Annotated in this window: 17 protein-coding genes; 6 read left to right on the plus strand and 11 right to left on the minus strand. The window is 64.5% G+C overall.

From position 1 onward, the window contains the following. Positions 1-102: 102 nt before the first annotated feature. Positions 103-1,515, plus strand: a complete 1,413-nt coding sequence (locus AC1DYJ_RS07990; RefSeq protein ID WP_477283636.1) for an aminotransferase — start codon at positions 103-105, stop codon at positions 1,513-1,515. Positions 1,516-1,720: 205 nt separating this feature from the next. On the opposite strand, the gene AC1DYJ_RS07995 is transcribed toward AC1DYJ_RS07990, so the two are convergent. Continuing rightward, complete coding sequence (locus AC1DYJ_RS07995) at positions 1,721-2,923, minus strand: aromatic ring-hydroxylating oxygenase subunit alpha (RefSeq protein ID WP_477283634.1); 1,203 nt, start codon at positions 2,921-2,923, stop codon at positions 1,721-1,723. Positions 2,924-2,949: 26 nt separating this feature from the next. Further along, positions 2,950-3,192 (minus strand): hypothetical protein, encoded by a 243-nt coding sequence (locus AC1DYJ_RS08000; RefSeq protein WP_477283633.1) that lies wholly within the window; start codon positions 3,190-3,192, stop codon positions 2,950-2,952. Positions 3,193-3,428: 236 nt separating this feature from the next. Here AC1DYJ_RS08000 and AC1DYJ_RS08005 point away from each other — a divergent pair, with 236 nt between their 5' ends. Next, on the plus strand, positions 3,429-3,809 hold the full coding sequence (locus AC1DYJ_RS08005) for a hypothetical protein (RefSeq protein ID WP_477283631.1): 381 nt from the start codon (positions 3,429-3,431) through the stop codon (positions 3,807-3,809). Between the two features lie 258 nt (positions 3,810-4,067). Here the strand turns inward: AC1DYJ_RS08005 and AC1DYJ_RS08010 are convergent, their stop codons facing one another. Together AC1DYJ_RS08010 and AC1DYJ_RS08015 are read right to left on the minus strand one after the other, a co-directional pair. Continuing rightward, a complete protein-coding gene (locus AC1DYJ_RS08010) occupies positions 4,068-6,155 on the minus strand; it encodes a PAS domain S-box protein (RefSeq protein WP_477283629.1) in 2,088 nt (695 codons plus the stop codon). Positions 6,156-6,270: 115 nt separating this feature from the next. After that, positions 6,271-7,047, minus strand: coding sequence for a response regulator (locus AC1DYJ_RS08015; protein ID WP_477283627.1), 777 nt, complete (start codon positions 7,045-7,047; stop codon positions 6,271-6,273). 45 nt (positions 7,048-7,092) lie between these two features. Between AC1DYJ_RS08015 and AC1DYJ_RS08020 the strand changes: the two genes are divergently transcribed. Continuing rightward, a complete protein-coding gene (locus tag AC1DYJ_RS08020; RefSeq protein WP_352766275.1) occupies positions 7,093-7,797 on the plus strand; it encodes a response regulator transcription factor in 705 nt (234 codons plus the stop codon). A 71-nt stretch (positions 7,798-7,868) separates the two neighbouring features. On the opposite strand, the gene AC1DYJ_RS08025 is transcribed toward AC1DYJ_RS08020, so the two are convergent. After that, positions 7,869-8,039, minus strand: coding sequence for a hypothetical protein (locus tag AC1DYJ_RS08025; protein ID WP_477283625.1), 171 nt, complete (start codon positions 8,037-8,039; stop codon positions 7,869-7,871). Positions 8,040-8,217: 178 nt separating this feature from the next. Between AC1DYJ_RS08025 and AC1DYJ_RS08030 the strand changes: the two genes are divergently transcribed. Next, complete coding sequence (locus AC1DYJ_RS08030) at positions 8,218-8,691, plus strand: hypothetical protein (protein WP_477283623.1); 474 nt, start codon at positions 8,218-8,220, stop codon at positions 8,689-8,691. 58 nt (positions 8,692-8,749) lie between these two features. Then, positions 8,750-9,211, plus strand: coding sequence for a L,D-transpeptidase (locus tag AC1DYJ_RS08035; protein ID WP_477283621.1), 462 nt, complete (start codon positions 8,750-8,752; stop codon positions 9,209-9,211). Between the two features lie 163 nt (positions 9,212-9,374). Here the strand turns inward: AC1DYJ_RS08035 and AC1DYJ_RS08040 are convergent, their stop codons facing one another. Both AC1DYJ_RS08040 and AC1DYJ_RS08045 read right to left on the minus strand, forming a co-directional pair. Then, positions 9,375-12,458, minus strand: coding sequence for an efflux RND transporter permease subunit (locus AC1DYJ_RS08040; protein ID WP_477283620.1), 3,084 nt, complete (start codon positions 12,456-12,458; stop codon positions 9,375-9,377). After that, complete coding sequence (locus AC1DYJ_RS08045) at positions 12,455-13,759, minus strand: efflux RND transporter periplasmic adaptor subunit (RefSeq protein ID WP_477426013.1); 1,305 nt, start codon at positions 13,757-13,759, stop codon at positions 12,455-12,457. The genes AC1DYJ_RS08040 and AC1DYJ_RS08045 overlap by 4 nt, the downstream gene beginning before the upstream one ends. Before the next feature lie 149 nt (positions 13,760-13,908). Here AC1DYJ_RS08045 and AC1DYJ_RS08050 point away from each other — a divergent pair, with 149 nt between their 5' ends. Further along, positions 13,909-14,445, plus strand: coding sequence for a TetR/AcrR family transcriptional regulator (locus AC1DYJ_RS08050; protein ID WP_477283618.1), 537 nt, complete (start codon positions 13,909-13,911; stop codon positions 14,443-14,445). 1 nt (position 14,446) lies between these two features. On the opposite strand, the gene AC1DYJ_RS08055 is transcribed toward AC1DYJ_RS08050, so the two are convergent. From AC1DYJ_RS08055 to AC1DYJ_RS08070, 4 genes are read right to left on the minus strand one after another with little or no spacing between them, the layout of a single operon-like run. Further along, positions 14,447-15,274, minus strand: a complete 828-nt coding sequence (locus AC1DYJ_RS08055; protein WP_477426015.1) for an efflux RND transporter periplasmic adaptor subunit — start codon at positions 15,272-15,274, stop codon at positions 14,447-14,449. 28 nt (positions 15,275-15,302) lie between these two features. Then, positions 15,303-17,291, minus strand: a complete 1,989-nt coding sequence (locus AC1DYJ_RS08060; protein ID WP_477283614.1) for a preprotein translocase subunit SecA — start codon at positions 17,289-17,291, stop codon at positions 15,303-15,305. Further along, positions 17,284-19,437 carry a PqqD family peptide modification chaperone gene (locus AC1DYJ_RS08065; protein ID WP_477283612.1) on the minus strand — a complete coding sequence of 718 codons (2,154 nt, stop codon included), beginning with the start codon at positions 19,435-19,437 and terminating at the stop codon, positions 17,284-17,286. Before AC1DYJ_RS08065 ends, AC1DYJ_RS08060 begins: the two co-directional genes overlap by 8 nt. A 39-nt stretch (positions 19,438-19,476) precedes the next feature. Then, positions 19,477-21,360 carry an efflux RND transporter periplasmic adaptor subunit gene (locus AC1DYJ_RS08070; RefSeq protein WP_477283610.1) on the minus strand — a complete coding sequence of 628 codons (1,884 nt, stop codon included), beginning with the start codon at positions 21,358-21,360 and terminating at the stop codon, positions 19,477-19,479. Positions 21,361-21,364 lie beyond the last annotated feature (4 nt).

Raw genomic sequence — 21,364 nt, forward strand, 5'->3', positions numbered from 1 at the left:
TTGAACGGACATTCAAAATGAAGTGAAGAAAGCCCGCTTTTCAAGGCTTCGCGCTTCGTTTCGTGTCCGGCGAAAATTACGTTCCAGACCTGCGAGGCAATGATGGCGGCTGCAAGAGACCTAAGAGCGATTGAACTGGATGGCGACGCCGATTCGGTCGAACTGGCCAAGCGCCATCTCGTCCAACCCTGGCCTTATGCCGGCTCGGTCGGCAATGAAGCACGCGCGCTGATCGGCGAAGGCGACGGCATCTATATCACCGACGTCACGGGCAAGCGGCTGATCGACGGTCCCGCCGGCATGTGGTGCATCAATGTCGGCCATCGCCGCGAGGAACTGGCCAAAGTGATGTACGACCAGGCGATGATGCTGTCCTACAACACGCCGTGGTACACGATGAACGCGCCGTCGGCGGAGCTTGCCAAGCGCATCGCCGATCATGCACCGGGTGATCTCAGCCATACCTTCTTCACCACCGGTGGTTCGTCGGCTGTCGAGACGGCGCTGCGTTTCATGCAGTTTTACAACAATGTGCGCGGACGCCCGGAAAAGAAGCTGATCCTCAGCCGCGGCGGCGCCTATCACGGCTCGACCTATCTGTCGGCCTCACTCAATGGCCGGCCGCGCGACCGCGACTGGATGGACGGCGCCGACGATCTGGTGGTCAAACTGTCCTCGCCCGACCCGTTCCGGCGGCCGAAGGGTATGGATATCGCCGCCTTCTGCGATTTCCTGGTCGATCAGTTGCGCGACACGGTCGCCCGCGTCGGGCCTGAGAAGATCGGCGCTTTCGTCGGCGAGCCCGTGCAGGCCTCGGGCGGCGTCGTGGTGCCGCCGGATGGTTATCTCAAGCGCATCCGCGAGATCTGCCGCGAGAACGACATCCTCTATGTCTCCGACGAGGTGGTGACCGGCTTTGGCCGGCTCGGCCATGTCTTTGCCTCGGGCGATGCGTTCGGCATCGACCCCGACATGATCACCTTCGCCAAGGGCGTCACCTCGGGCTATTTCCCGCTCGGCGGCGTCATCATCTCGGAACGGCTGCTTCAGGACATGCGCCGCTCCAACCATCCCGACGCGCTGTTCGGCCATGGCCTGACCTACACCAGCCATCCGATCGGCTGCGCGGTGGCGCTGAAGAACCTCGACATCCTCGAAGACAGCGTGCTTGCCCATACGCGCGATGTCGCGCCCTATTTCCAGGCGCAGCTGAAGACGCTGGAGGAACTGCCGCTGGTCGGCGAAGTCCGCGGCATGGGGTTGATGGGCTGCGTCGAATGCGTCGCCGACCGCGAAAGCAAGGACCCGCTGCAGCTCGACAAGGATGTCGGCAAGCGCATCGACGCGCACTGCCACGAGCTTGGCCTTTTGGTGCGGCCGCTGATCAACATGTGCGTGATGTCGCCGCCGCTGATCATCACGCGCGAGCAGATCGACGACATGGTGGCGATCCTGCGCGAGGGCATTTCGCGGACCATGGATGATCTGAGGAAAGAAGGGGTCTGGCAGGGGTGAGGTTTCTCCCTTCTCCCCGTTTCACGGGGAGAAGGTGCCCGGAGGGCGGATGAGGGGCGGCGCTGACGTTCGTGATTGGCAGTGCCGTCACGGTCCGCTGCCATTTGCTTGAGGTGACAACCTCACAAGCCGGCGCTGCCCCTCACCTGCCTGCCGGCATCCTCTCCCCGTAGAACGGGGAGAGGGGCGCTCTCAACCCGCCGCCCTACACCTGCGACCGCATGGCCTCGTTGAGGTTCCACATGTCCTTCTCCTCTGGCGCCGTTTCCAGGCCCAGCACCGGGATCTGCTTGCGCAGATGGTCGTGGTGGGTGCGCACGCCGTATTCGAGGTCGGAGAGATAAAAACCCTCGAAGGCATCTGAAATCATCGACTCGTTCGACCACACGGAAAGCTGCACGTCTTCGTTCATGGTGTCGCGATCGATGCGGTAGGCGAGGTAGCGGGCCGCGGCCTGTTCCCTGGTCTCGTCGGGGTAGCGGTAGATGGCGCCGCGCAGCAGCGTCTCGCCGGTCGACAGCGGGAACTCCTGGTAGAACTGCACCGATTCCGGCATGATCGACAGGGCGTTGTTGGGGAAGATGCCGTAATAGATCCAGGCCCGGCGCAGATGCTCCGGCAAATGCGACGCATCGGGCGTGAGCTTGATGTATTCGCGCACGCTCCAGCGCCGGCCGGCATGCGGATTGTAGGTGGCGAAGGAACGCGACACGCCGTTGATGAACGGCTCGTCGAAATAGGTCGCGCCATAGAGATCCTGCAGCGCCGGATGCGCCATGGCGACGTGGTAGCCTTCATTGTCGACGTCGCGCACCGACTTCCAGTTGACCGGCGATTTCTGCGTCCAGATACCCCAGGACGGCACCATCTCGGCGACATTGTAGTGGGCCATCTCGGCCTCGATCGGCTTCAACAGCTCGGCCACCGAGGCTTGAGGTCCGCCCTTGCGGAAGCGGATGAAGATGAAGCCCATCCAGATCTCGAGGTCGAGCGGCATCAGGCCGAACTCGGTCTTGTCGAGTTCGGGGAAAGAGCGCGGGCGGGCGGCGCCGCGCAGCGTGCCGTCGAGATTGTAGACCCAGCCATGGAACGGGCAGACCAGCGCGTTCTTGCAGCTGCCCTGGCTGTCGGCGACGACGCGGCTGCCGCGATGCCGGCACATATTGTTGAAGGCGCGCACGACGCCGTCCTTGCCGCGCACGATCAGTGCCCGCTCGCCGACCACGTCCATGGTCAGATAGTCGCCGGCATTCGGCACGTCGGAGACGTGTCCGGCGATCTGCCAATGGTTGCGGAAGACGTATTCTTTCTCAAGTTCGAGAAGCGCGTCGGAGTGATAAGCCCAGCCTGGCAGGCCCCGCCGGTCCCAATCATTGGGGATCGCCACGTCACGGAGGTGCGGGTTCATGGAAAGCTCTTCTTTTTGTTGAATACTCATTCAATAAAATCATATTTTGCATTGAAATGCAATGGTTTGTGGAAAACAGGATTTTCCATGATGGTGCAAATGAGCCAATCCGAAGGCAGAAAATCCCGGAAAATCCGGGCGTTAACCGAGGTCCTGAAATCGCTATTCGGCGTGTGGATCTTGCCCCGCTGGGCGTGCAAAAGCGGCCCGCCCAGGGACGAAAAAATGCCTGCCGTCGCAAATTCAATCCGCAGTGTGAGCTTGTTCATAGTTCGACTGGCCAGCAATAGGCTTTGCTGCGTTCACGGCCCGCCTGTCGTCAACGTTTTGATTGCGCGCATGAAACAGCACCGCAAACGAACCCTGCCGTCGGCACATGACCGGATCTGCCCGGACATGCCCGAATTTCTTGTTTCAAACCTGTTACGCGGGCAAGCCAAGCGCATCATTCGCCCGTTACCAGGCGCGTTTAAGTTCGTTTCATAAGAAATCGAAGGGGAGCAACATGTATACGAAAGCCGAGATCGCCAGCAATGAACAGCGCGCCAAACTGGCGCTGCGCCAGCGCGCCAGCGACCATCCGGTCGCGATGTTCTCGATGCTGGGCGCCTGCGCGCTTGCCGTCCTGTTCCTGACGCCGGCCTCCGGCCCGGCCTTCGCTTCGCTCAACCCGCCGGCCAATGTCGTCGAGGGTGCGCCGACCACCATCAAGACCGCCCGGCTGCCCGAGCCGGAAATCGATGTTGCCTGCAAGGGCCAGGCCTGGGGCGCCGAGAGCGCGGAGTGCCTGCGCGTCATCGCCGCCCAGTCCGGCGTGCACAAGGCGCGCGCCATCCGCATGACCGCCAACGCGGCGCCGCTGACCACGACACCGAACGTTTTCTGAACCTCCCGAGCGCTTCCTCCCGCGCTCTTTCTTGGCTCCCGACGGCCCCTGCCGGTCGGGAGCCTCTTTTTTTGGGGGCAGTCGATATTCAGGTGAGGCCAGGCTGCGAATGGCTGATACCTGCGCTTCCGGTGCTCACGTACTTAAGTACGCTCCGCTCCGGTTCTCGGTATCAACCATTCTCGCCGCGGCCTGACCTGAATCTCGGCTGCCCCCGGGCGGCGCCTCGACAAGAACTCAGCCCGCAGCTCGAAGAGTTCAGCCGGCGGCGGCGACCTGGTCGGCGATTGCCGAGAGGACGCCGCGGACGTCGAGCGTCGAGAACGGCTTTTCCAGGATCTGCGGGCGCTGCTGGACCGGCAAGGCTTCGATCTCGGCCTTGGCGCCGATCAGGTCGCCGGTGACCAGCACGAAGCGCTTGGCCAGCGCCAGGTTTTCGGCGAGCAATTCGCGGTAGATGGCAATGCCGCTGGTGCCGGGCATGCGCAGGTCGGAGAAGACGATGTCGGGTGGCATATGACCGGTCAAGGTCGCCGCCGCGGACGTCCAGGCCGGCACGATCCGCGATTTGATGCCCATCAATTCCAGGATGTCTGAGAGCGAGCCGGCGACGTCGGGTTCGTCGTCGATGATCAGTGCATGGCGCAAGCCGCTGGAACGGGTCGGGCTGTCGCCAACCGCGGCCGCGCCGCTGGTGATCGCCGGCAGCTGGACGACGAAGCGCGCGCCGCGCGGTAGCACCTCCTCGAACCAGACATTGCCATTGTGCCGCTCGATGATCGACTTCGAGATCGACAGGCCGATGCCGGTGCCGACGCCGACCGGCTTGGTGGTGAAATAGGATTCGAAGATGCGGCCGCGGATCGCCTCCGGAATGCCCGGTCCATTGTCCTCGACCGAAAAGCCGGGATTGCCGCGGTCGCTGCGGAACGTCCGCACCTTGATCAGGCGGTCGCCGCCGATGCCGGCCAGAGCGTGCTGGGAGTTGATGAGAAAATTGGCGGCCACCTGCGTCACATGGTCGGCATCGGCCATCGCCAGCAGCGGGCCGGGCGCGAAATCGGTGTCGATGATGATGCCGCTCGAGCGCGCGCCATAGGCGGTCACTTCGAGTGCGGCGCGGATGACCTGGTTGAGATCGGTCTCGGCCTGGGCCGCCGGGTGCAGGCGCACCATCGACAGGAAGCTCTTGACGATGCGGCCGCAGCGCTCGGCGGCGGCGCGCACTTTTTCGGCGCGCACCTTGGTTTGCGGGTCGGTGGCGAATTCATGCAGCAGTGTCGATTGCGCCACGACCACGGCGAGCGGGTTGTTGAGCTCGTGCGAAACGCCCGCCAGCAGCGAACCCATCGCCGCCATCTTCTCGTTCTGGTGCAGTTTCTCGCGCTGGCGGTTGATCTCCTCTTCGGCGCGCAGCTTGTCGCGCAGATCGCGGATCGAGCCGAAGATGAGGTGGCGGTCGCCAACCCGCATCTCGGTCGCGGTCAATTCGATGGGAAACACCTCGCCGGCGGCATTCTGGGTCACCGTCTCCAGCCGCTGGCCGACCATCGGCGCGCCGCGGCCGGACATATACTCTGCCCCCGAGACATAGCCCTTGCGGTAATATTCCGGCACCACCGTATCGAGCAGGTCCTTGCCGAGGATGTCGCTGCGCTGGAAGCCGAACATCTTTTCGGCGGCCGGATTGAATTCGATGATCGATCCGGTCTCATCGATGACGATGATGGCGTCGAGCGAGGCCTGCAGCATGGTGCGGCGGATGACTTCGCTGGCATGGGCATCCGACGGCGACCGCTCGATGGCGTCGCCGATGGCAAGCGCGACGATGTGCAGCGCCGCCTCTTCCTCGTCGGTCCACTCACGCTCACTGACGCAGTCATTGACCGCAAGCGTGCCCCACAGATGGCCGTGGGCGAATACCGACACCGACAGGAACGATTTGATGTGCTGCTTTTCGAAATCGGTCCTGAGGAAGCCGTCGAGGTTGCGTGTGTGGCCGGCGAAAATCTTGCCTTGCCGTTCGTCCTCCGCAACTCGCTCCAGCAGCGGGTCGTTGTCGACGATCGATTGCATGATCACCGTCGGCGAGGCCAGTTCGCCGCCGAAGCGCGGGTCGATCCAGTAGGCGGCGACCGACTGGGCAAAGCCCTGGCCGGGCAATTCGCGCAGCCTGAACAGAATGCCGCGCTGGCAGTGCATGGCGATGCACAGCGTCTCCAGGATGGTGTCCATCTCGCGCTGCCAGTCGCCGGCCTCGCGCAGCCGGCGCACGACACGCACTGCCGCCATCGCGGCGCCCTGGCGAACGCCCTTCAGGTCCATGCGTGCTGGGTCAGCGGTCATCTCAGCCATCTGTACAGGGCCGTGGGTGGTAGGGCTCTAGAACGGTGCACCGTTCCATCTCTTTGTTCCGACGCAACTCCGGACGGAAAACCGCTACGCACTTTTCCTGGAATTGCTAGTGTCCGTCGCCGGTCGGCAGCGAAAAGATATAGCCTTCGCCCCGCACCGTGCGCAAAAATTTCGGATTGGCCGGGTCGGCTTCGATCTTCTTGCGCAGCCGCATGATGCGGATGTCGACGGCACGCGACGATTCCGGGTCTTCGACGAAGCCGATCGCCTCGGAGATCGCCGCCCGCGTCAACAGCCGGTTGGCGCGGGTCAGGAAAACCTCCAGCACGTCGAACTCGCTCTTGGCCATGTCGATGACGGCGCCATTGGCGCCTGTGACAAGCCTGCCGTCGAGGTCAGCCTGGAATTGACCGAAGCTCATGCGGCGACCGCCATCGGCCTGCGCCTTCGCGGCCTGAGGCGGGGTCGGTTGCGGGACGCGGCGCAGCACGGAGCGGACACGGGCCAGCACCTCACGCAACTCATAGGGCTTGACGATGTAGTCGTCGGCGCCGAGCTCCAGCCCGACAATGCGGTCGAGCGCGGTGCCGGCAGCCGTGGCATAGATGATGCCGATCGGCATTTTCGAGCGCAGCCAGCGGCCGAGCGACAGGCCGTCCTCGCCGGGCATGGCGATGTCGAGGATGGCCAGATGGAATGATTCGGTCTCCAGCAAGGTGCGCGCCTCGGCAGCGCTTCCGGCCTGGGTCACATCGTAACCATTGGCGCCGAGATACTCGGCGACCGCGTCCCTGAGATCGGGCTCGTCCTCGACGATGACAATTCGTGCCCGCACTATGGCCTCGCTCCCGCTTTCAGCAGAAAGTAGATTGGGTATAAACATGATGTCCAGCACTCATATCCGGTTGCAGGGGCAGGGGAAGAAAATATGGCTGCACGATCCGTCATCGCGCTGGTTTCCGTCGCCGATGTCGTGGCCGGCGATCTCGCCGACCATCTCGACCGGCGTGGCCATGACGTGCGCGAGGCGAGGCAGCCCTGGGAAGCCGAATCCCTGCTTTCGGCCGGGGGCATAGATGTCGTCATCGTCGGCGACAGCGTCAGCCAGGCGGAGGGGCGGGACCTGCTCAGGCGTTATGGCGGCGGCCAGAGCGTGGACGGGAAAGCCGGGCCGGATTTCATCCTGATCTGCCGGCCGGCCGATCTGGTCGACAAGGTGCTGGCGCTCGAGCTTGGCGCGGCCGACGTCGTCGAGAGCCCGCTCAATGTCAGGGAACTTGCCGCGCGCATTGGCGGCCTGCTGACACGGCGCGGCAGGTCCGCCCAGGAACTGATCGTGCTGGAAAATGCCACCGTCGATTTGCGGTCGGCCATCGTCATGCACCGCTCGGGTGCGGAAGAGCAGCTGTCGCCGGGTCAGGTGGCGCTGCTCAGGCTGTTTCTGGCCAGCCCGCGCAAGGTGCTGACGCGCGACGACATCATTGCGGCGGCGCCGGCTGAAAATGCCGATGCCTTCGACCGCTCGATCGATTCGCGCATCGTGCGGCTGCGTCGCAAGCTCGACACCGAAACCATCATCACCATACGCGGCGCCGGCTACCGGTTCGACCCGCCGACGCAGCGCGCCGACTGAGAGCAACAAGGCTGGATTGTTACGCGGCTTGCCCAAAACCGCTGTGCAATTTTGGGCGGCATGCATAGGCGTCAGCGCACCACCAGAAGCGATGGCCCCGGCGGCAATTCGCTGGCGACCACGATTTCGCTGGAGGCCTGTGCGCGGTCCTTCAAGAGAACGGTGACGAGACCGGCAAAGCCGAGCAGGCCCTGTGCGTAGAGCAGTGCCGAAAGCACCGTGGCAGCAGATTTCGTCTTCATCGGTTATTCCCCAAAAATCAAAATCGCGGGTGCTTCAGGATAAACCCGAAGTGCCCGCGCCGCCCACGGAGCCCCCCGCTGCGGCGCGGGCCTTCGGTCCTCTCGGCAGCAAGTTGCCGGAGGGCCGCGCATCCACTTCAACCCAAGGCCGACCCGCCAGAAGGCCCGGAGACGGTTGATGCGCAGACTGGAGACGATCCAGACCAAGGCTATGAACAGCGCGGCATGCAGCGTCGAAATCTCACCCGAATTCATCACCGCCAGTTTCGTCATCGGGGTGCCGGCGACTGTGCCGATGCCGCCGACGACAAGCGCGGCAATGCTGATCCTGAAAAGCCAGGACAGGGTGATCGATCTGATGCTCATTTTCGTTTTCGCGCCGGCTGTTCTCGTTGGGATGACTGTGCCGTTGGCCTGTAACCAGATCATGCCGCCCGCGCCGTGCTTTGTTGCAGGTGGGTTTCGAGCGAACTCAAACGGCTTTCATATAAGGATATCCGCACTTTCATTTGACAGTCTGGTCGCAGCCGGGAGTGCCCAGGAAAGACGGGAAGCTCCTCCTTGGTTTCTCCCCTCGACCTCTTGCTCGTTAACCAGAGGAAACAGATTCGAAACACAAACGAGCATCAAGCGAAGTCAGGCTGAAACATGACGCAGGGATAAGGCGGTCATCGAATTGACGCCGGCCGGGCCGGCAAAGGGGAGCCACCATGTACAAAGCCATTTCCGCCAAACTCATCAACGTCACCGCTGCCGCTGCCGGCGCAACGCTCCTGCTTGGCGCCGCCAACAGCGTGGCCCATGCCGCGGCAAACCAGATCGTGGCGCGTGTTTCGCTGTCGCAGCAGACCATGGAAGTGCTGGTCGACGGCCGGCCGACCTTCGCCTGGAAGGTCTCGACCGGCGACAGGGCGCATGTCACGCCGACCGGTTCGTTCAAGCCGACCCGCATGCACGAGATGTGGTATTCGAAGAAATACGACAACGCGCCGATGCCGCATTCGGTGTTCTTCAGCGGCGGCTATGCCGTGCATGCGACCTATGCCATCAAGCGCCTGGGACAGCCGGCGTCGCATGGCTGCGTGCGGCTGCATCCCGACAACGCCGCCGACTTCTACCAGCTGGTCCAAACTTTCGGCCCGACCAACACCAGCATTGTCATCGTCAAGTAGCAGACTGCGGTTGGAGCGGTTGTGCGACGCAGCCAGGCGGCCGTGCCGCACCGCAAGCTCCCGCCTGAAGCTCCATAGGGCTTCGCGGTAATCAATCCAGTCAAAAAAAGAGGCCGGAAATTTCCGGCCTCTTTTTTTTGCGCTTGGCAGTTCCACGGAGTGCTTAATCCACAGGGACCGGCATCAGTTTCGGGTCCGGCTTCTCGGCATGGTGTGGCAGGTCCTTGCTGGCGATGTAGGTGTAGAACATCGGCACCACGAACAAAGTGAACATGGTTCCGACCAGGATGCCGGTGAAGATCACCAGGCCCATCGAATAGCGCGCCGCCGCACCCGCACCGCTGGACACGATCAGCGGAACGACGCCGAGCGCCATTGCGGCCGTCGTCATCAGGATCGGCCGCAGGCGCACCTTGGCCGAGGCGATGATGGCGTCCCTGCGCGACATCTTGTGCTTGTCGCGTTGTTGATTGGCGAACTCGACCAGCAGAATGCCGTGCTTGGTGATGAGGCCGATCAGCGTGATGAGGCCGACCTGCGTGTAGATGTTAAGCGTTCCAAGCCCCAGATTGAGCGGCACGATGGCGCCGAAGATCGACAGCGGCACCGCCATCATGATGATGAGCGGATCGCGGAAGCTTTCGAACTGCGCCGCCAGCACCAGGTAGATGACGATAACGGCGGCCGCGAACGCGATCAGGATCGTGTTGCCCTGCTCCTTCTCCTGCCGGGACTGGCCGGAATAATCGATGAAGAAGTTTTCGGGCAGGCTCTCCTTGGCAAGGTTCTCCAGGGTCTGCAGCCCGTCGCCCGTGGTGACGCCGGGAAGCGGCAGCGCCGATATAGTTGCCGAATTCAGCTGGTTGAACTGCTCGATCGCGGCCGGCGAGGCGTTGGTCGAAATCTTCACCACGGCCGAAAGCGGCACCATCTCGCCGGTCACGCTGCGCACGAAATACTCGCCGAGCTTTTCGGGATTGGCGCGGAATTCCTTCGGCACCTGCGGAATGATGTCGTAGCTGTTGGAGTCGCGGTCGAACTGCGCCACTTCGGCGCCGCCGACCAGCAGCGTCAGCGTCTGGCCGATGTCGGCGATCGGCAGGTTGAGAGCCGCGGCACGGTCGCGGTCGATGGTCACCGTCACCTGTGGCGCGTCAAAGGACATCGAGTTCTGCACGACGATGAAGCGGCCGGAGGCCTGCGCCTTGTTCTTGATCTGCTCGGCCGCCTCGTAGACCTCGGCGGAGTTGCCGGTAGAGCGCACCACCATGGAGATCGGCAAGCCGCCGCCGGAGCCGGGCAGCGTCGGCGGCGCGAAGACGAAGGCCTCGACGCCGGCAACCTTGGCGAGGCGTCCCTGGATGTCTTCCTGGATTTGCTTCGAGCTGCGCGTGCGTTCGGCCCAGTCCTTGAAGGCGAAGCCGACAAAGGCGCTGTTGGTCGCCCCGCCAAAGGCGACGGCGGAGAACTGCGCCCGGGTTTCGGGAATGTCCTTCACCAGGCCGAGGATCTGGTTGACGTAGGTTTCGGTGTAGTCGGACGTTGCATAGCGCGGCGCTGTCACGATCGACAGCAGGAAGCCCTGGTCCTCTTCCGGTGCCAGTTCGCTCGAGGTCTTGGTGAACATGAAGCCGGTGAGCGCAACCAGCGCCACGACCATCAGCAGCGTCACCGGCCGATTTCTCAAGGAGGCGGTGACCGCCCGCTCGTAGACATGTTCGACACGGCTGAAGGTGCCGTCGACGATGCGCTGGAAGCGGCCGGGGGCGCCGGCCTTCAGCAGGCGCGCCGACATCATCGGCGTGATGGTGACGGCAATGACGCCGGACAGCACCACAGAGCCGGCCAGCGTGACCGCGAACTCGCGGAACAACGCGCCGGTCAGGCCACCGGTGAAGGCCAGCGGCGCAAACACGGCGGCGAGCGTAATGGTCATGGCGACGATGGCGGAGAAAATCTCGCGCATGCCGTTGAAGGCGGCCTGCATCGGCGACATGTGGTCTTCCTCCATGTGGCGATGGATGTTCTCCACCACCACGATGGCGTCGTCGACGACAAGGCCGATGGCCAGCACCATGGCCAGCAGCGACAGAAGATTGATCGAATATCCCACCGCAAACAAAAGGAAGCAGACGCCGATCAGCGACAGCGGGATGGTCACGATCGGCATCATCACCGAGCGGAACGAACCGAGGAAGAGCAGGATGACGACAATGACGATGGCAACCGCCTCGGCGATGGTCTTGAACACCTCGTCGATCGAGGCGCTGATCTGCTCGGTGGAATCGTAGACGACCTCGATGGTCATGCCTTTCGGCAGCGTGTCCTGGATCACCGGCACGATCTTGGTGATCGCCGCAGCTGTGGTCAGCGGGTTGGCGGCCGGCGTCGGGAAGATGGCAAGGAAGGTGCCGGGCTTGCCGTTGAAGCTCACCCTGGTGTCGGTGCTCTCCGCGCCGAGTTCGACGCGCGCGACGTCGCGCAACCGTACCACCTGGCCATCGACCGAACGCAGCGGCAGCTCGGCAAAGGCCTCCGGCGTCTGCAATGTCGAGCGCACGGTGATCGAGGACACGACATATTCGTTCTCGGTGTTGCCGGGCGCCGACAGGAAGTTGGAGTTGTTGATCGCAGTCAGCACTTCGGCCGCTGTCACGCCGCGCGCGGCGAGCTTGATCGGGTCGATCCAGACCCGCATCGAATATTCCTCGGCGCCGAAGATCTGCACGTCGGCGACGCCTTCCACCGTCGATATGCGCGGCCGCACCACCCGCTCGATATATTCGGTGAGCTGCTCCTTGCTCATGTTCGGATTCTGCATCGAGATGTACATCATCGCGAACTCTTGACCCGTGCCCTTGACGATGACCGGGTCCTTCGAGGCATCAGGCAAGGTGCCGCGCACGCCCTGCACCTTGGACAGCACCTCGGTCAGCGCGACATCGGGGTTGGAGCCGAGCTTCATCTGCACGACCACGGTGCTCGAAGACGGCCGGCTCGACGAGGTGACGTAGTCGATGTTTTCGGTCGAGGCGACGGCGCGGGCGATCGGCGCCGAAATGAAGCCCTGTATCAGGTCGGCACTGGCGCCGGGATAGGCGGTCGTGATGGTGATCGCCGTCTCGTCGACCTTGGGATATTGCCGGATGGACAGGTTGAAGATGCCCTGGAAACCCAGGAGCAGGATCATGCAGGCCAGCACGGTGGAGAGCACCGGCCGGCGAATGAAGATGTCGGAAACGTTCATTGCTGAGCCTGCTGGTTAGCCGACTTGCTGGGGTCAATGGTGTTGTCGACAGCAACGGACATGCCGTTGAAGAGACGGTTTTGGCCGGCGGTGACGACCTCGTCGCCGGCCTTGATGCCCTCGATGATCTCGACCATGCCGTCGTTGCGGCGGCCGGGCTTCACGAACACCTGCGACAGGACGAGCGCCGGCTTCTCCGGTTCTGCCGCGGGCTTCGCGGGGTCGACAGCCGGCTTGTCCGCAGGCTTCGCCGCGGCGTCTTCGGCGGCCGGCTTCGCGTCGGCCGGCTTTGCATCTGCCGCCGGCTTTGCTGCGTCGGCCCCTGCAGCAGGCTTTTCCGTGGGCTCCGCGGCCGGGGCGCCTTCCGCCGGCTTCGCCGGAACGACGACGAAGACGAAGTCGCCGTAGAGGCTCGACGTCAATGCCGTCTGCGGCAAGGACAGGACATTTTTCTCTTGCGGCAGCTCGACGCGAACCTGGACGAACTGGCCGGGCGTCAGCTTGCCGTCAGGGTTGGCGACTTCGCCGCGGACGGAGACCAGGCGGCTCGAAGCGTCGATCTTGGGGTCGATGCCGCGAATGGCGCCGGCAAACGGCATGTCGGCGCCGCCGCCGCTGCCGCCGATGCCGAGCCGCACGGTCTGGCCGATCTTGAGCAGCGGCAGTTGCTGTTCGGGCACAGAGAAGTCGACCCGCATCGTGTCCAGATCCTGCAAGGTCACCACCGCCGTGCCGGGCGAAAGATATTGGCCGAGGTCGATCTTGGGAATGCCGACCGTGCCGGCGAATGGCGCCGTCAACTGCTTCTGATCAAGCACAGCCTGCAGCTTGTTGACCTGCGCAGCGGAGGCCGATGCGGCTGCCTGCGCCGTGTCCAGTGTGGCATCCGTGCCGACACCGCGCCGTTGCAGTTCCAGCGCGCGTTTAAGCGCCGTCTGGTCGGATACGGATTGCGCCTGCGCCGAGGCGAGATCCGCGCGCTCGACGGCATCGTCAAGCTGCAGCAGGACCGAATCGACAGGCACCTTCTGGTTGGCGTGGAAAAGGATGTCCTTGACGATGCCGCTGGTCTCGACAGTCAGGTCGACGCCGCGCACGGCGCGCACCGTGCCGATCGCCTCGACGCCCGGCGTCCAGTCCGAAGGCTTGACGACAACCGTCGACACGGTTGTCGCCGGCGGCTTCATGGTGGCGAAGAATTCCTTGATCATGTGGTCGCGGAACAGGTTGAAGCCGACAACGCCGCCGCACACCAGGATGAGCAGCAGCAGAATTCCGGCGATGATGAAGAAGCGCTTCACGAACAGTCCCCTCGGCGGTGTCCGGCAAAATAGCCGTATATCGGGACACCTATCCGCGGGCGGGTCCCGATTACAAATGACGGCGAACTTACTGTACCGTCTGGACGGTCTTGTCAATTCCGCCTAGGCTCATGCGGGGGAAGGGAACGATGAAAACCCGAAGGGCAAATTCACGCGAAAAGATACTCGCCGCAGCTGCCGACGTAGCACGCGAGGCTGGGCCTGGCAGCCTGTCATTGGATGCCGTCGCCAGCCGCGCCGGCGTGTCGAAAGGCGGCCTGCTCTACAACTTTCCGACCAAGGCCAAATTGATGCAGGGCCTGGTGGAGAATTACCTGCGCGCCTTCGAGCTGGCGCTGGAATCGGGCCGCGTCGCCGGCGCCAGCGGCGAGAGCCTGCTTGCCACCTATATCCGGCTCTCGGCGGATGACTGCGAGGAGCCGAAGCCGACCGCCTCATGGATCTTCTCGGCGATCGCCGAGGATCCGGATTTCCTGACGCCGATAAAAGCCTTCAAGTCGCAGCTGCTGCAGCGGCTGAAGAGCGAGACGCCGGATCTCAAGGCGCTGCTGGTCTGCTTTTTGGCCATCGAAGGGCTGCGCAGCATGAACCTGTTCGATTCCGACGTGCTTTCCGCCGACGAACGCCGCCTGCTGGTATCGGCGCTGCTTGAGATTGCGGATTAGCTCAGGGCGTCGTGCCCGCTGGCGCGGCGTCGAAAGAGAGCTGGCATCGCTGGCCGGCCGGGATCAAATCGTCGGGATTGGCGAGTTCAAGGCGCACGCCGAAGGTGCCGCTGGCGGCATCGAAAACCTTGTCCACGACGGTGACGAAGGCATCGCGGCGCTTGTGGTCCGGCTGGTCCAAAACAACGCCGCCATGTGAACCAACGACGATCTTTCCCCAAAGCGTGACCGGCACATAGGCCTCGACATAGAGCGGATCGATCTGCACGATCGTCATGATCGGGCTGTCCTGGCGGACGAACTCGCCGGCGCGCAGGCTCTGTTCGGCGACGAAGCCCTTGATCGGGCTGCGGATGCTTTGCCGGTCGAGCAAGGCCTGCTGGCGCCGAAGCTCGATCCCGGCCAGCAGCATCTTGCGCTTCTCGGTATCGAGGTCGCGCTTGGCGATCTCGACATTGGCCTCCAGCTCCTCGACCTTGGAGGTGGCGACGTTGCCTGAGTTGACCAGCTTCTTCGAACGCGCCAGATCGGCTTCGGCAAGCGTCAGCCGCGTCTGCTGCGCCTGCATCGCCTCGTCGGCTTCGGCCTGCGCCTGGGCCAGCGCGACATTGGCTTCCTCGACCGTCGATTCCAGCCGCGCCACCACGTCGCCCGGCTTGACGCGGGCGCCACGGCCGACATCGACCGACGCCAGCAGCCCGGTGACCGGGCTGCCGATCTGGACGCGCTGCGTCGGCTCGGCCAGGCAGTCGAACGTCATCTCCTCGGCGCGCGCGGCAGTGGCGGCAAGAGAAAGGATGACGGTGGCAATAGCTGCGATCGGCTTCATGGGGTCATGCTTCATGGATTGACGTTGCTCACTCCGGACGGCCGGAGAAGGCAAGGGTACGGCTCTGTTTTTCGTCGGAGCGCAAGAGGTCGTTGCGCATGCCGGCGTGAATGCGTTCGGCGCGCCGCTGCGCATGGCGCAGCAACCAGCGCGACGGGCCTTCGCCAAGGATGGTGGCGGCCGCGCGGCACAAGCTCCTCAGCGGCCGGCTGGCGGCGAAATCGACAAGCGCGTCATCCAGCGACAGGATCGCCTGGAAGCAGCCGGGCTGGCCCTGCCGGCCGCTGCGGCCGGCGAGCTGATCGTCGATGCGCCGCGCCTCGTGCCGCTCCATCATGATGACGTGCAGTCCGCCAAGTTCCTCGACGCCGTCGGCGAGATGGATGTCGGTGCCGCGTCCGGCCATGTTGGTGGCGACTGTGATGCGGCCGAGCTCGCCGGCCTGGGCGACGACGGCAGCCTCGGTGCTGTCCTGCGCCGCGCTCAGCACGAGGTGCGGAAGCCCGGCGCGGTCAAGATGCTCGCTGGCCACCATCGAGCAGGCCACCGAGCCGGTGCCGACCAGAACGGGCACGCCCTTGGCGTGCAGTTCGGCGATGCGCTTGACGGCGACCTGCCATTTCGTCTCTTCGTCAGGCAGCACGCGGTCGACAAGGTTTTTGCGCTGCCTGGGCCGGTGCGTCGGGATCGTCACCACCGGCAGCCGGTAGACGTTCCAGAATTCGCGCGCCACCTGGCGCGCCGTCCCGGTCATGCCCGAGAGGTGGCCGTAGCGGCGGAAGAAGCGCTGATAGGTCATGCGCGCGATGGTGGTGCGCCGCGCTGACGGCTTGCAGCTTTCCTTGACCTCGATCATCTGGTGCAGGCCGTCGGTCCAGGCACGGTCGGGCATCAGGCGGCCGGTGTGCTGGTCGATGATCTGCACCTTGCCGTCGCGCACCAGATATTCCTCGCCGCGATGGAAAAGATGCAAGGCCGACAGCGCCTGGCGGGCAAATTCCTCGCGCACGATGACGCCGCGCCATTCCTTGCCATGCGACTCGGCGAAGTCGGCGATCCTCTCGCGGCCAGCGTCGGTCAGCACAATGCGCTTCTGTTCGCTGAGCATGTGGTAGTCGGTGCCGGCCTCGAGCGTGGCGGCAAGCTCCAGCGCCTCCTGCGCGGCTTCGGCCGAAATCTCGCCCTTGGCTTCGCCGGAGATGACCAGCGGCGTGCGCGCTTCATCGACGAGCACGCTGTCGGCTTCGTCGACAATGGCAAAATGCAGGCCGCGCAGGCGCAGTTTCGTCAGCCGCGGCGTCTCGTCCTGCAAACCTTCGATCTTCAGCCGCAGGTTTCCGTCACGCTGTCCCAACACTATGCGGTCGCGCAGATAATCGAAGGCCAGCTCCTTGTTGGTGCAGTAGGTGATGTCGGCGCGGTAGGCGGCCTGCCGCTCCTGCATCGACTGGCCGCCGATGACGACGCCGACCGACAGTCCCAGCGCATCGTAGATCGGCTGGGTGAGTTCGGCGTCGCGCTTGGCGAGGTAATCGTTGACGGTGACGACGTGCACCGGCATGCCGGCAAGGGCGGCGGTGCCGGCGGCAAGGGCGGCCGTCAGCGTCTTGCCTTCACCGGTCGCCATCTCGGCGAGGTAGCCGCGGATCATCGCGTAGGCGCCAATCATCTGCACCGGATAATGGCGTCTGCCGCTTAAGCGCGCCGAAAGCTCGCGGATGACGGCAAAGCATTCGGCGACGAGGGCTTCGGGAAAGCCGCGCTTGCGTCTCAGCGACAGCGATATCTGTCTTGCCCGCAGGCGCAGCGCCTCGTCCGACAGTGCCCGCATTTCGGCGTCGAAGGCATCCGCCTTGGGCACAATGTCGGCCAGCCGGCGGGCGCGGCGCGAAGCACCCGCCACCACGCCGAAGGCCAGGATGCGTGAGGCATAGTCGTCGAGCGGCGCCTTCTTGATGTATTCGCGCTCGGCGTAGAGGACCGGCAGCGGCGGCCTGATCAAAGCGGCGTCAGACATTGAAGCGGCTCAGGAAGGTCTGGCGCACGCTGCGCACCCAGCGCCAGATCAGCGGCTCGCTGCCATGGCCGAAGCGGACGAAGACGCGGCTGCCGAGCAGAAGATGCTTTTCGGCCCGCTCCGGTGCGACGTCGAACACGAACAGCCCTTCGAGTGTCTTGGGCTTGTCGCCGGCCTGGTTTCCCGATCGCATGGCGACGCTGCCGCCGCCCTCGACGGACAACGCCAGGCTCGGCAGGTCGAACTGCGCGGCCGGCACCTCGCGGCTGATATGGGCCGGCACAGGCGCTCCAGTCTCACCGGCGTAGCGGACGTCGACGCTGTCGGTGCGGGCGCGCACCAGGTCGACTTCGCTTTGCGGCACGATCACCCGCAATTGCGGCGTGGCGCTGGACACGACATAGCCGACCAGGTCACCCTGGTTGAGGAAGCGTCCGGGCAGGTTTGCCGCCTTCGGCAGGATGAAGCGCCCGGCATCGTGGGCGCTGACAATCAGGCCATCGCGGCGCTGCTTCACCGAGGCGAGCACGCCGTCCATGTTCTTGATCTGCTCGAGCACGACGTCGGCCTCGACACGATCAGAAAACCGCACCGCCTCGTAGCGCAGTTGCAGTTCGTGCCGCTGTGCTTCGATCAGCGCGACGCGGCCGCTGATGCCGGGATCTTCCAGCCGCAGCAGCGGCGTTCCAGCCGACACCATCGAATCCGGCGGGCTGAGGATCTCGGCGACGATGCCGGCTGTGTCGGCTCGGACTTCGGCGCGGTCAGGTATCCAGACGACACCTTGCGCCACCGTTCCGTATGGCATTGGCACCAGCAGGATCAGCGTCGCCAGTCCGGCGACAGCGGTGCCGACCAGCGTTATGGTGCGGCCGCGCTGGCCCTGCAGGCGCGGCGTCGTGGTCAGGAATTTGAGGCCCTTGAAGATAGGCATCACCACGGTGCCGAACACGGTGAACAGCGCCAGCAAGGTGCCGATGAAGAACAGTTTGGTGGCGACCAGCAGCGCGATGGTGAGGCTGAGCATGATGCGGTAGCAGAAGGACAGCACGGCATAGCCGAACAGCCATTTGCGCTCACCCGGCGCCGAGGCGGGATTGTCGATGTTGGCGATGCCCAGGCAATAGCGCTGCACCAGGTACCAGAAGTAGCGGTTGGCGCGGGTGCCGAGATTGGGAACCTCGATCAGGTCGGCGAAGATGTAATAGCCGTCGAAACGCAGCAGCGGATTGCCGTTGAAGAACAGCGTCGAGACGCCGCCGATCACCATGACGTTGAAGGCTGCGGCGCGGGCCAGGCCGGGCTCGGCGTTGACCCAGAAAATCATGGCGGCTGCGGCCAGCGCGAACTCGACCATGATGCCGGCGCTGCTGACGACGATGCGGCGCCATTTCTCGCGAAACGCCGTCGACGAGGTGGCGTCGACATAGGGCGCCGGCACGAAGATGAGCAGCATGATGCCGACTTCGTGCACCGCGCCGCCCCAGGCCTTGGTGGCATAGGCGTGGCCGGCTTCGTGGAATGTCTTGACCAGCGGATAGATGGCGATGATCAAAGCGACATTGCCGGCGCTGAGCAGGCGGTCCGACGCGTCGGAGGTAAGCTCGGCCCAGTGCAGCACCGCCAGCGCAATGCCGGTTCCGACCAGCGCCAGCCAGGCGAGCAGCCCATAGATGGTGAACAGCGGCCGCACCAGCGGCATGGTCAGATCGAGCCAGCGGTCGGGATCGAACAGCGGCAGGCGCAGCGCCATCGGGTTGCGCAGCCTGTTCATGACCTCGTTGCGCGCCTGCTTGGCCGAGCGGTCGCTCAGCTCCTGAAAGTCGGGCGGCAGTTCGCCCTGCAGAAGGTCGGACGCATGCAGTTCGGCCAGCAGGTGGATAGCTTCGTCCTGCGTCGGCGGATCGTCGCCGGCGCGGCGTCCGACGAGGTCCCAGATCTCGTGCAGCGTGCGCCGTCCGTCCATCAGCGAGATCATCAGATTGGCCGACGCCGACAGGCGGTGGAAACGTCCGGTCTGGTGGTCCTGCAGGACGTACCAGATCTCGCCGCGGAATTTCTGCCTGTGGATCTCGGCGTGCCGGCGCAGCCTCAGCTTCAGCTCGGCGACGCGGTACCAGGATGGGCTGAACAGCGACTTGGCCACGTCAGCACCCGGCGATTCGTTGCGCGGCGCGGCTCATGGTCACGGCATCCAGCGCCAGCTGGCCAGACGCCACCATTCGATCACCGGCCGCATCCATATCGAGACCAGCCGGCGCTCGTCGACCGCGATCTTGGCGACGCCGATCATGCCGGGGCGCAGCCGCGGCGACGCCTTGGTCAGGCTGCCCTCGACCTGGAACAGGTTCTTGCCGTCCTTGGCCTGCGCGACCGGCGTGATCTTGGCGATGACGACATCGAAATGCTCTTCCGGCAGCGAGGCGAAGATGACCTCTCCCTTCTGGCCTTCGCTGACGTCGGCGATCTGGCGCTCGTCCACTTGCATGACAACACGGTAGTCGGTCAGCGGCGCGATCTCGTAAAGCAGCTCGCCGCGGCTGACCGAGCCGCCGATGCGCTGGCTGAGATCGCCGGAGACGACGAGGCCGTCGAACGGCGCCACGATCCGGGTGCGGGCGATCTGCTCGTCAATCAGCTTGAGCTGCGCGTCGGCCTGGTCGATCTGGCTCTTGACGACATTGATGGTGGCCGGCTGGCGGGTCGCCAGCGCCTTGTCGTATTCAAAGCTGTATTGCTGGCGCTGGGTTGCCCAGCGCAGCCGCTCGAGCGCCAGTTCGCGATCCTCGAGCGTCGCCAGTTCGTCGCCGGACTTCACCACATCGCCGGCGCGCGCCTTGGCCTCCTGGATGAAGCCGTCATAGGAAGAGATGACGGCGCGGCGGACCGAACCTTCGATCTGGGCGTCGGCGTTGACGCGGTAGGTATCGGTGGCGAAGTAGCCGAAGGCGACGGCTGCCGCCAGGGCGATCGCGGCCAGCTTGCGCCCGGTATAGCCCGGCCCAAGCAGCCGCTTGATCTGCTGCCACAGCGATTCCGCGGCCTTGGTGATCAGCCAGCGATCGTTCAGCCGTTTTTCGTCGAGGATCGGACCGATGGCGGTGGCGATCATGTCGAGGATCTGCACGATCTCCGCCTCGAAGGCGTGGCCGTTCCGGCGCTCGAAGGTGACGGCGCCGATGAAGGCATCGACGACGAACATGGGTACGGTGAGAACCTGTCCGCCATGCTGCAGCCGGGAAACCTCGCCATGAGCGTGGGTGGCAATCGGTTCGTCGGCGCGGGTCGGATAGAGGATCGAGCAGCGCTGGTCGATGGCTTCGTCCATGGCTGCGCCGATGGCGCGCACGAGGCCCATCTGGCGACCGAATTGCGCGGTGTGTGAAATGGCGGCGACACGGGCAGCGCCGCGGCGAACAAAGCCGATGCTGACGCGGGCACAGTCGAAGCGGATGGCCAGCTCGGTGGCGGCCGCCATGCAAGCCGGACCGAAGCGCTGATGATCGAGAACCGAGGCGATCAGGTCGAGCGTGGCGCGCGAGCGGTCGAGCTGGCGCACATTGGTGCTGGCGCGCTGGCCGCGCAGATGGTCGCGCAGCCAGGCCGAGCCCCACTGGATCTGGCGGATGGCGGCCCGCATCGCGTCCTTGGCCTGCGACTGCTTGGCGACGTCGATGCCGACCGCGACCACGGCGATGATGGTGTCGTCGAGCAGCACCGGAAAGGCGACCGACGGCCTGGCGCCGGATTCGGCGGTGGCGCCACGCGCCACGGCGCGGCGTTCGGTGAGCGCCAGTTCGGTCGTGGCCTTGAGGTCGGCGGCTTCGTCACCAACTTCGGGCCATGACGACAAAAGCCGGTACCCGCCGGGCGCCTCGACGCGCACAATGCCCTTCGTCGCGCCGGGGATCATGCTGCATTGCAGGGCCAACCACGCGGTGGCGAGGTCTTCAGACGTGCCGGCTTCGGAAAGCCGCTTCCAGAGCGCTGGCGCCAGCAAGGTCAAAGAGCTGGCGGACGAGGCATCCTCCGCCATGCCTGCATCGTCGCTCTGCGTGACCTTGGCCATTGTC

Source organism: Mesorhizobium sp. P2_B11, assembly GCF_056404855.1.